The organism is Cupriavidus sp. GW822-FHT03E04, assembly GCF_058801495.1.
The window spans coordinates 36,877-47,260 of record NZ_JBXANI010000047.1 but is presented as its reverse complement, the minus strand read 5'-3'; the positions used below and the strand labels follow the sequence as shown (position 1 = coordinate 47,260).

At 67.0% G+C, this 10,384-nt stretch carries 7 protein-coding genes; 5 read left to right on the top strand and 2 right to left on the bottom strand.

Features of this window, described 5'->3' with window-relative positions:
• Positions 1-105: 105 nt before the first annotated feature.
• Both AC1RQC_RS38930 and gnd read right to left on the bottom strand, forming a co-directional pair.
• Positions 106-1,068 carry a chemotaxis protein gene (locus AC1RQC_RS38930; RefSeq protein ID WP_416052184.1) on the bottom strand — a complete coding sequence of 321 codons (963 nt, stop codon included), beginning with the start codon at positions 1,066-1,068 and terminating at the stop codon, positions 106-108.
• Positions 1,069-1,272: 204 nt separating this feature from the next.
• The gene (gene gnd, locus AC1RQC_RS38925; RefSeq protein WP_492376663.1) at positions 1,273-2,310 is read right to left on the bottom strand and encodes a phosphogluconate dehydrogenase (NAD(+)-dependent, decarboxylating); all 1,038 of its coding nucleotides are present in this window, start codon (positions 2,308-2,310) and stop codon (positions 1,273-1,275) included.
• A 517-nt stretch (positions 2,311-2,827) separates the two neighbouring features.
• On the opposite strand from gnd, the gene AC1RQC_RS38920 reads away from it, so the two are divergent.
• From AC1RQC_RS38920 to AC1RQC_RS38900, 5 genes are all read left to right on the top strand, one after another.
• The gene (locus AC1RQC_RS38920) at positions 2,828-4,072 is read left to right on the top strand and encodes an MFS transporter (protein ID WP_492886681.1); all 1,245 of its coding nucleotides are present in this window, start codon (positions 2,828-2,830) and stop codon (positions 4,070-4,072) included.
• 486 nt (positions 4,073-4,558) lie between these two features.
• Positions 4,559-5,260 (top strand): MgtC/SapB family protein, encoded by a 702-nt coding sequence (locus AC1RQC_RS38915; RefSeq protein ID WP_463322600.1) that lies wholly within the window; start codon positions 4,559-4,561, stop codon positions 5,258-5,260.
• 27 nt (positions 5,261-5,287) lie between these two features.
• Complete coding sequence (locus AC1RQC_RS38910; protein WP_492376661.1) at positions 5,288-5,644, top strand: hypothetical protein; 357 nt, start codon at positions 5,288-5,290, stop codon at positions 5,642-5,644.
• A 438-nt stretch (positions 5,645-6,082) separates the two neighbouring features.
• A complete protein-coding gene (locus AC1RQC_RS38905) occupies positions 6,083-7,249 on the top strand; it encodes an efflux RND transporter periplasmic adaptor subunit (protein WP_492886679.1) in 1,167 nt (388 codons plus the stop codon).
• Positions 7,242-10,382 (top strand): efflux RND transporter permease subunit, encoded by a 3,141-nt coding sequence (locus AC1RQC_RS38900; RefSeq protein ID WP_492886677.1) that lies wholly within the window; start codon positions 7,242-7,244, stop codon positions 10,380-10,382. The genes AC1RQC_RS38905 and AC1RQC_RS38900 overlap by 8 nt, the downstream gene beginning before the upstream one ends.
• The last annotated feature ends 2 nt before the right edge of the window (positions 10,383-10,384 follow it).

Below are 10,384 nucleotides of genomic sequence, written 5' to 3'. Positions count from 1 at the left end.
TGGGGTGGGGGGGGGGGGTGGGGGCCGGTTTGGCTAGGAGCCACTTGAAGCGAAGCCAACGGTGTTATCCCGCCCGCCCTCTCCCCCCTGCCCCTCCCACAAGCATCAACGTGCCAGCACGCCCCGGATCGTATCCGCCAGGTCCTTCGCCAGGAACTTCGACACGTAAGCATCGGCCCCCACCTTGCGCACGTGGTCTTCGCTGGCCGTCCCGGACAGCGAGGAGTGGATCACCACCGGGATCGACTTGAAGCGCGCGTCCGCCTTGATCTTGCGGGTCAGCGTGAAACCGTCCATCTCGGGCATTTCCAGGTCTGTCAGCACCAGCGCGATCTCGTCCTGCACGGTGCGGCCGTTGGCGGCGGCATGATCGGCGATCTCGCCCAGTTGCTGCCAGGCTTCCTGGCCGGTCTTGGTCATCAGCACCGGCACGCCCATGGCCTTGAGGCCTTGCTCGATCAGGCTGCGGGCAAAAGCGGAATCGTCGGCGGCCAGGATCTTGGTGCCGGGGCGCAGCGTCAGTTGCGGCCCGACCGTCTTGGGGTCCACTTCCGGCTGGCGGGTCGGCAGCACGTCGCGCAGGATCTGCTCCACGTCCAGCACCTGGACCAGACGCGGGTTCGCGGGATCGGCCTCGTTATGGAGCTTGGCGATGCTGGTCACCATATCGCCCCGGACACTGGTCTCGGCCGAGACCACCTGGTTCCACTCCAGGCGCACGATTTCTTCCACGGCTTCCACGGCAAAGCCTTGCGTGGAGCGCGCGTATTCGGTCACCAGCAGGATGTTCAGGCCGCTGCGCGGCGTGCATCCCACCATCTTGGGCAGATCGATCACAGGAATCACCTGGCCGCGGATATCGGCCATGCCGAGCATGGCCGGGCCGCCGCCGACCACGGTGGTGACCTGGGGCATTACCAGGATTTCGCGGACCTTGAAGACGTTGATGCCGAACAGTTCGCTCTGCGCGGACTGGTCCGACTCGCCCAGGCGGAACAACAGCAACTCGAACTGGTTGTTGTTGGTCAGGTTGGTCCGTTCGTCGATGTCTCTCATCGAGCTGCTCATACGCTTCCTTTGTCCCCGCAATGCGCGGGCTCGCTGCGCGGTGTTGATCGTTTCCCCGGGCCCGGCATCGCCGCGTGGCTCCAGCGGTGCTTGGCGCTGGAGCGGCGCGCTGCAATGACGGGCCACTGCTCCGGCTAACGGCCAATCTTTGGGGAAATTTAGCGGCAACGCGGCAAAGGACTGACGAATTCGCGCCCCACCCCATTAAAGTGCGGAATCAGGCAGGCCGGCGGGGCGGCTGGCGTGCGCGATACCGGACTCCCCGCCGCCATGCTCTTCCACATGCCCGCCAAACCCAAAGCGCATGGCCGAGAGCAGCCGCTCGCCATAGGTGTGATCCTGCCGCGAGCGGAACCGCGCAAACAACGCGCTGGCTAGCACCGGCACCGGCACGGCCTGCTCGACAGCCGCGTCGATCGTCCAGCGCCCCTCCCCGCTGTCAGCGACTTCGCCAGAGAAACGCGAGAGCTTGACGTCGCTGGCAAGCGCCTGCGCGGTGAGATCGAGCAGCCACGAGGACACCACGCTGCCGCGCCGCCACACTTCGGCGATATCCGCCAGGTCGAGCTGGAAGCGCTCAGCCTCGGGCAAGCTTTCGGCGGCCTTGGTCTTGAGGATGTCGAAACCCTCGGCATAGGCCTGCATCAGGCCGTACTCGATGCCGTTGTGGACCATCTTCACAAAGTGGCCCGCGCCCGCCGGCCCGGCGTGGATATAGCCGCGCTCGGCGCGGTCGTTCGCGGGGTTGCGCCCCGGCGTGCGCGGTATGTCGCCATAGCCTGGCGCCAGCGTATCGAACAGCGGATCGAGCCGGCCGACGACCTCCTGCTTGCCGCCGATCATCAGGCAATAGCCGCGCTCCAGGCCCCAGACCCCGCCCGAGGTGCCTACGTCCACATAATGCAACTGGCGCGCCGCCAGCTCGCCAGCGCGCCGGATATCGTCCTTGTAGAAGGTGTTGCCGCCGTCGATGATGACGTCGCCGGGCTCGAGCAGGTCCGCCAGCGCCGCGATCATCTGCTCGGTGGTGTCGCCTGCCGGCAACATGACCCAGATCGCGCGCGGGGCGGCCAGCTTGCCAACCAGCGCCTCGATGCTGGTGACGCCGACGGCACCGTCCGCCGCCAGGGCCTGCACCTTGTCGGCGCTACGGTTGTACACCACCACCTCATGCTGCGCGCGCAGCAGCCGCCTTGCGATGTTCGCGCCCATGCGCCCGAGCCCTATGATTCCGAGTTGCATATCCGGTCCTCTCACTGAGTCATTGGTGATGAAACTGGTGGCGAACCCTGCTGCCACGAGGCATTGTCTACCTCTCCGAGCGCACTTGCACAGGCCTCGCTGCCCTCGTGAACGTGCCACTTAGCGCACTTCAGCCAGGCCTGCCCCGCGTTCGGGCGCACTCGGGGGGCTAAATTCCGCAACCCGGATTTACACCAACTAAACAGCCGCTTAAAATTGCCCAGCCAGCAGCGGCGGACTTGCATACGACCGGGCGGCTCCGATTTCACCGGCCAGCTTCTGGGGACACAGGCCGGCTAACCGCCCCCTAGCCATGTCCCTGCTCATGCTGACAGCCCACCGCCTGCGCCCCGCCGTATCGACCCGCCGCCTCGAGTAGCGCCCGCATCACACCTTCGCTACCCGCTTCGCATTCGCCCCAAGACCGCACTCTCCCGCGCGCCCAAAGCATGGCGCGCCACGGTTCGTTGTCCGGGCTCTGCGCTTTCAGCGCCAAGACACTCGCCTTCGCATCGCCATGTCCGCAAACAGCACGACCCTCGCCGCCCCGGAATCCGGGGAACATCAGCAAGGCAGCATCAACCGGCGCATCGTCGCCATCGTCTTCTTCAACTTCATTGCCTACCTGACGGTCGGCCTGCCGCTGGCGGTGGTGCCCGGCTTCGTCCACGGCGATCTTGGCTATGGCACGGTCGTGGCCGGGCTGGCGGTCAGCATCCAGTACCTGGCCACGCTGCTGAGCCGCGCCTACGCCGGCAACCTGTGCGACCTGCAGGGTCCCAAGAAATCCGTCACGCTCGGGCTCACGCTGGTTGCCGCCAGCGGGTTGTTGGCCGTGGTGTCCAGCCTGTTCGTGTCGATCGGCTGGCTTAGCCTGGCGTGGCTGTTCGCCGGCCGGCTGATGCTGGGCGCGGGCGAGAGCCTGGTGACCACCGGCACCATTGCCTGGGGCATCGGCGACGTGGGCGCCCGCCATACCGGCAAGGTGATCTCGTGGAATGGCATGACCACCTACGGCGCGCTGGCGCTGGGCGCGCCGGTTGGCGTGCTGTTGGATGCGCGCTGGGGCTTTGCCTCGCTGGGCATCGTCACCACCGTCATGGCCCTGGCCGCGTTCACGCTGGCCCGGCGCAAGGCAGCGGTGCCCACGGTAAAGGGCGCGCGCATGCCGTTTCGCACCGTGTTCCGCCACATGACGCCGTTTGGCCTGTGCCTGGCGCTGGGCTCGGTGGGCTTTGGCGCCATCACGGCCTTTGTCACGCTGTACTACGCCAGCCACGGCTGGGACCATGCCGCGCTGGCGCTGACCAGCCTGGGCGTGAGCTTTGTGGTGGCGCGCCTGCTGCTGGCCGATAGCATCGGCCGCTTTGGCGGCTATCGGGTGGCGCTGTGCTCGTTTGCCGTGGAAGCCGCCGGCCTGGCCCTGATCTGGCTTGCGCCGACACCCGCGCAGGCGCTGATCGGCGCCGCCGTCACCGGCTTTGGCTTTGCCTTGGTGTTCCCGTCGCTGGGCATGGAGGCGGTCAAGCTGGTGCCCCAGAGCAACCGCGGCTCGGCGCTTGGCGCCTATGCGCTGTTCCTGGACCTGGCGCTGGGGCTGACCGGCCCGGCGGCCGGCGTGATCGCCAGCCATGCAGGCTATGGCTCGGTGTTCCTGTTCTCGGCCGTGGCGGCGCTGGGCGGGCTGGGCCTGAGCCAGGTGCTGGCGGCGCGGTCGCGGCGCGCTGCCGTGCCGGCGCCGACGCCGACGCCGACGCACTGACTATCGCAACGCGCCAATCTCGCGGCACGCCAGATGAGGCCGCGAGATATTCCGATGCGATGAATTGATTCGGGAATTTCTTGATCTATTTTCAGACTTGTCCGATTGATTTTCAGGCAATCTACATGCATTCAACCTTCAAGATCGATTAATCGCAGGCATCCGCCGTTTTGTGCTTGACCCATTCAACTTGCGCCGCTACAGTACGCGGGTTCTTAATTCCAGGGCTACCCAGTGAGCACTTGTTCCGACGACAGTAGTCGATCCAGGATCGGCACCTCCGCCTGACGGGCCACGGTATCCCTAGCGACCGTGCCCCGCTTGCGGCACGGTGCTTTCGAGGCCAGACGTCCTGTCCCGCCTCTCTTCTTGAATACGGCTTCATTCTTCTGATCGCGCCTGCGTTGCAGCACGCCGCTGCCTGCGCTTGCCCGCGATTTGCACAAGACTCACCGGTGCTTCCTGCTCAATACGGGAGTTCTCATGGTGTGGCACGAATTTGCCCTGCGCTTGCTCGAAGCGCTGGCGCTGGGCGCTTGCATCGGTACCGAACGGCAGCTGCGCCAGCGCATGGCAGGGCTGCGCACAAACGCGCTGGTCGCCGCCGGCGCGGCCTTGTTTGTTTCGGTTTCCGCCTTTACGTTTGACCCGCAGGGGCATGCGCGCATTGCCGCGCAGGTCGTCTCGGGCATTGGCTTTCTCGGCGCCGGCGTCATCATGCGCGACGGCCTGAACGTGCGCGGCCTGAATACCGCTGCCACGCTGTGGTGCTCCGCCGCCGTCGGCGTGCTTGCCGGCCTTGGCCATGCGCTGGAAGCCGCCATCGGCACCGCCTGCATCCTGTGCGCCAACTTTGGCCTGCGCATGCTGGGCCAGCGCATCAATCGCAACGGCACGGCCACCGCGCCGGAAGTGGAGATGGTTTATCGCATCACCACGGTATGCACCGCCCAGGAAGAAATCCGTGTGCGCGGCTTGCTGCTGCATGCACTGACCGAAATGCCCGCCCTGCTGCTGCAGTCGCTGCACAGCGAGGACACCGCCGCTGGCGGACACATCGAAGTCCGCGCCGATGTGCTGGCCGCGCCCGGCCATGAAGGCAAGCTGGAGCAGATCGTCAGCCGCATCAGCATGGAAAAGAGCGTTTCCCTCGTGCGCTGGGCCATTCCGGCCGGCGCGCTCGAATAACCCCAAGGAGAAGGAAAGGAGCTGGATATGCGTTTGTTCAACTGGATGCTCCCCCAGGCCCCCAACCGCCGCGCCGCCCAGGCGAGCCGCGGCACAGCCGCCCAGCTGTTCCAGGTGGTGCTGCTCTGCAAGGATGACTATGGCGCCCGGCTGGAGCGGCAGATCCGCCAGGAGCTGGCCGCGCGCGACCTCTCGCTGCAGCGCCTGCGCACCCGGCAGTGCGAGCGCCGCGAGCTGGTCGAGATGCGTGTGCTGGTGCATTGCCAGCCGGGCGGCAGGCCCGGCATGGTCAAGCTGGTGCAGCGCCTTGGCCTGGAGCCGCTGGTTCGCGCCGTGCGCTGGGAAACCGTGCCGCAGCCCGAGCGCGCGTTAGCCGCGGCCTGAGCGCAAGGCCCGCCCGCCAAGATCCACCCTGATTGCCTGAGGAAAAACATGGACCCAGACCCTTCTAGTAGGCAGCGCCGAAGGCACGGCGTGTTCCAGCTGGCCTGATTCCGCGCCCGGCATCCTGCCGGTGCCGCGGCACCGGCTACCTGGACCCGCCAGGCTCCCATTGCGTTTCGCGCCGTCCCGGCCGCGTGCGCGCCGGACCCGCCCCGCCTTCCGCGCCGCCTTCCCCCGTTAGCAAAGCGGGCGCTTTCGCCCATCACCGGTTACCTGCGTGGATTTGCCACCCCGCAGCGCCGGGGATGCGTCACGCCTGTCGAATCCTGTCGTCGGTGGATCCTGAACCTGCGATTCCACCGACGACGCACCGGCAACAAGCGGTGCCCCTGTCCTGGCTGCCGCCACGGCAAGTGCACCGACCGAGGAGAAAAATCCATGCAAACGCCCACCACCCGCCAAAGCTTGCCGCTGCGCCGGCAGCCAGGCCTTGCGCTCGCCGCCGTCTGCGCGGCATGTCTCGCACTGGCCGGCTGCGATGGCGCCAGCCTGTCTGGCGCCATCGCCAACACGCCCAAGCACAGTACCGAACCGGTCCGCGAGGGCAACTTCATCACGGTGCCCGAGGCCTCGCCATTGCGCACGCAGTTGCAGGTGCAGACCCTCGTCGAGCAAGCGCTGGAGCGTCCCATCGAGGTACCGGGCTCGATCGAGCCCGATGCCGCCAAGCTGGTCAAGATCGTGCCGCCAATGCCCGGGCGCATCGTTCGCCTGCACGCTGCCCTGGGCGACACAGTGCGCAAGGGAGACCCGCTCTTCACGCTGGATTCCGCCGAGCTGAGCGCGGCTCAGGGTGAGGCCAGCAAGGCGCGCGCGGCGCTCCTTGAAGCCAAGCTGAACCTGGAGCGCCAACGCACCCTGTTCGAAGCGGAAATCGCGGCACGCAAGGACTATGAACAAGCCCAGCTGGCCTACGCGCAAGCCAACAGCGACGCCGTGACCACGGCCGCCCAGCTCGCGCAGCTTGGCGCCGGCACCGCGCCGCAATCGCACCGCCAGTACACCATGCACGCGCCGCTGTCCGGCCGGGTGATCGAGCTCGAAGGCGCGCAGGGCGGCTTCTGGAACGACAACGGCGCACCGGTCATGACGGTGGCCGACCTGTCCACGGTCTACCTCGCGGCCAGCGTGTCGGAGAAAGACATCGCCTCGATCTTCGTCGGCCAGCCCGCCGAGATCCTGCTCAACGCCTACCCCGGCAAGCCCGTGACCGGCAAGGTCCGCTACATCGGCGAGATCCTCGACCCCGACACCCGCACCGTCAAGGTCCGCGTGGCCATCGACAACGCGGACGGACGCTATCGCCCCGGCCTCTTTGCCAAGGTGACCTTCGCGGGCGAAAAGCATGCGGCACTGCTGGTGCCGCCCACCGCGCTGCTGCAAAGCGGGCTCTACACGCGCGTACTGGTGGAGAAAGCCCCGCTGCGTTTCGAGCCGCGCGTGGTCACCACGGGCGCGCATGCCGACGGGCAAGTCGAGATCCTGGCCGGGCTCAAGGCCGGCGAACGCATCGTCGTGAAAAACGGAGTGCTGCTACATGATTGACCGCCTCGTCACCCTATGCTTCAACCGGCGCGCCATCGTCTGGCTGGTCTTTGCGCTGGTGGCGCTGTACGGCGCCTACAGCTGGAAGCAGCTGCCCGTGGAGGCCTATCCGGACATTGCCGACGTTACGTCGCAAATCGTGACCCAGGTGCCAGGCCTCGGCGCGGAGGAAATCGAGCAGCAGATCACCATTCCGCTTGAGCGCGCGCTGCTGGCCACCCCCGGCATGCATGTGCTGCGCACCCGCAGCCTGTTTGCGCTGTCGCTCATCACCGTGGTGTTCGAGGATGGCACCGACGGCTACTGGGCGCGCCAGCGCCTGCAGGAACGGCTGAACGAGGTCGACCTGCCCTACGATGCCAAGCCGGGGCTGGACCCGTACACCTCGCCCACCGGGGAGTTCTACCGCTACACGCTGGAGTCCGGCACGCGCGACCTGCGCGAGCTATCCGAGCTGCAAACATGGACCGTGATCCCGCGCCTGAAGAAGGTGCGCGGCGTGGTCGACGTGACCAATTTCGGCGGGCTCACCACGCAGTTCATGCTGGAACTCGACCCGGCGCGGCTGACGCAGTACAACCTGACGCTGACGCAGGTCACCGAGGCGCTCAACGCCAACAACGTCAATGCGGGCGGCAGCGTCATCGACCGCGGCGAACAATCGTACGTGGTGCGTGGCGTGGGCCTGCTGCGCTCGCTCGACGACATGGGCAACGTGGTGGTCACGAGCAAGGACGGCACCCCCGTGCTGGTCAAGGACCTTGGCACGCTGCGCTACGGCAACGTGGAGCGACGTGGCATCCTGGGCAAGGACGACAACCCCGACACGATCTCCGGCATCACGCTGCTGCTCAAGGATTTCAACGCATCGGAAGCGCTTGCGGGCGTGCACGAGGCGGTGCGGGACCTGAACGACAACCTGCTGCCCAAGGACGTGAAGGTGGTCGCCTACCTCGACCGCACCTCGCTGATTGACGCCACCATGCGCACGGTGGGCTTCACGCTGACCGAAGGCATGCTGCTGGTGGGCATCGTGCTGCTGCTGTTCCTGGGCAGCCCGCGCGCGGCGCTGATCGTGGCGCTGACGATTCCGCTCTCGCTGCTGATCGCCTTTGTCTTCATGTATCACCTGCGCATCCCGGCCAACCTGCTGAGCCTGGGCGCGATCGACTTCGGCATCCTGGTGGATGGCGCGGTGGTGCTGGTGGAGAACATCCTGCGCCGGCGCGAGCAGGACAAGGACCGCGCGCTCACCCCGCGCGACGCCATCGAGGCCACCTTGCAGGTGGCACGGCCGATGTTCTTCGGCATGCTGGTGATCGTTGCGGCCTACCTGCCCTTGTTCTCATTCGAGCGCATCGAGTACAAGCTGTTCTCGCCGATGGCGTTCGCGGTTGGCGCGGCGTTGATCGGCGCCTTGATCGTTGCGCTGGCGCTGGTGCCGGGGCTGGCCTGGATTGCCATGCGCAAGCCGCGCCACGTGTTCCACAACCCTGTGCTGGACTGGCTGGGCGTGCGTTACCGCGCTGCGCTGGAGCGCGGCATTGGCCGCATCCGCTGGGTGGCCGCCAGCTGCGCGCTGGCGCTCGCCTGCGTGCTGGCGCTTGGCGCCACCATCGGCCGCGACTTCCTGCCGTACCTGGATGAAGGCTCGCTGTGGCTGCAGGTGCAGATGCCGCCCGGCATCACCCTGGAGCGCGCCTCCGGCATGGCCAGCGAGCTGCGCCGGGTAACCCGCGAGTTCCCGGAAGTCTCCTACGTGGTGACGCAGACCGGCCGCAACGATGACGGCACCGACTACTGGACGCCCTCGCATATCGAGGCCAGCGTTGGCCTGCATCCGTACAAGACGTGGGCCTCGGGCATGACCAAGCAGCAGCTGATCGACAAGCTGGCGGCGCGCTACGCGCAGATGCCAGGCTACTCGGTGGGCTTCATGCAGCCGATGATCGACGGGGTGCAGGACAAGCTTTCCGGCGCCCATAGCGACCTGGTGGTCAAGGTGTTCGGCGAGAACCTGGGCGACGTGCGCCGCATTGCCGGCGAAGTGGCCACCGCGCTGCGCGGCGTGCCTGGCGCCGCGGATGTGGCAATCGACGTGGAGCCTCCGCTGCCCAACCTGAAGATCGACCTGGACCGCGCCGCCGCCGCACGCTACGGCATCAACGCGGCCGACGTGGCCGAGCTGATCTCCACCGGCATCGGTGGATCGCCGGTTGGCCAGCTCTATGTGGGTGAGAAGAGCTACGACATGACGGTGCGCTTCCCGCCGGCCATGCGTGCCAGCGCATCTGGCGTGGGCGACCTGATGCTGACCGCGGCCAATGGCGCCAAGGTGCCGCTGGCGCAGGTCGCACGCATCAGCACCGTGTCCGGCGAAAGCGTGATCGTGCGCGAGATGGCACGCCGCCACATCATCGTGCGCCTGAACGTGCGTGACCGCGACCTGTCCGGCTTCCTCAAGGAGGCCCAGCCCGCCATCGAGCGCGCCGTGTCCTACGACCACAAGCGCATCCAGATCGAATGGGGCGGCCAGTTCGAGAACCTGGAACGTGCGCAGGCACGGCTCGCCATCATCCTGCCGATGACGCTGGCGCTGATGTTCGTGCTGCTCTTTGCCGAATTCCGCAACCTGCGCCAGCCGGCGCTTGTGCTGCTGGCGGTGCCCCTGGCCACCATCGGCGGCCTGGCTGCGCTGCATCTGCGCGGCATGACGCTGAACGTATCCAGCGCGGTGGGCTTTATCGCCCTGTTCGGCGTAGCCGTGCTCAACGGCGTGCTGATGATCTCGCAGATCAACCGGCTGCGCGCGCAGAACGGCTTGAGCCTGCGCGAAGCCGTGATCGAAGGCGCGGCAAGCCGCATGCGTCCGGTGCTGATGACCGCCACCGTGGCCGCCATCGGGCTCACACCGGCGATGCTGGCGCGAGGTCTCGGCAGTGATGTGCAGCGGCCGTTGGCCACCGTGGTGGTTGGCGGGCTCTTTACCGCCACCTTGCTGACCCTGCTGTTGCTGCCCGCCCTTTACTACCTGGTTGAAGCCCGCGCGGAGCGTGCGGCGCAAGCGGCCAGGGGGTCGGAAACCGATGCCGAAGGCGACGCGGCGGCAACCAGCGCCGCCGGCCAGGCCTGAGG

What these genes read in the sequence shown, in the direction of transcription:
- AC1RQC_RS38930 (WP_416052184.1), bottom strand. Translation starts at nt 1,068, where the DNA reads ATGAGCAGCTCGATGAGAGACATCGACGAACGGACCAACCTGACCAAC.
- gnd (WP_492376663.1), bottom strand. Translation starts at nt 2,310, where the DNA reads ATGCAACTCGGAATCATAGGGCTCGGGCGCATGGGCGCGAACATCGCA.
- AC1RQC_RS38900 (WP_492886677.1), top strand. Translation starts at nt 7,242, where the DNA reads ATGATTGACCGCCTCGTCACCCTATGCTTCAACCGGCGCGCCATCGTC.
- AC1RQC_RS38905 (WP_492886679.1), top strand. Translation starts at nt 6,083, where the DNA reads ATGCAAACGCCCACCACCCGCCAAAGCTTGCCGCTGCGCCGGCAGCCA.
- AC1RQC_RS38920 (WP_492886681.1), top strand. Translation starts at nt 2,828, where the DNA reads ATGTCCGCAAACAGCACGACCCTCGCCGCCCCGGAATCCGGGGAACAT.
- AC1RQC_RS38910 (WP_492376661.1), top strand. Translation starts at nt 5,288, where the DNA reads ATGCGTTTGTTCAACTGGATGCTCCCCCAGGCCCCCAACCGCCGCGCC.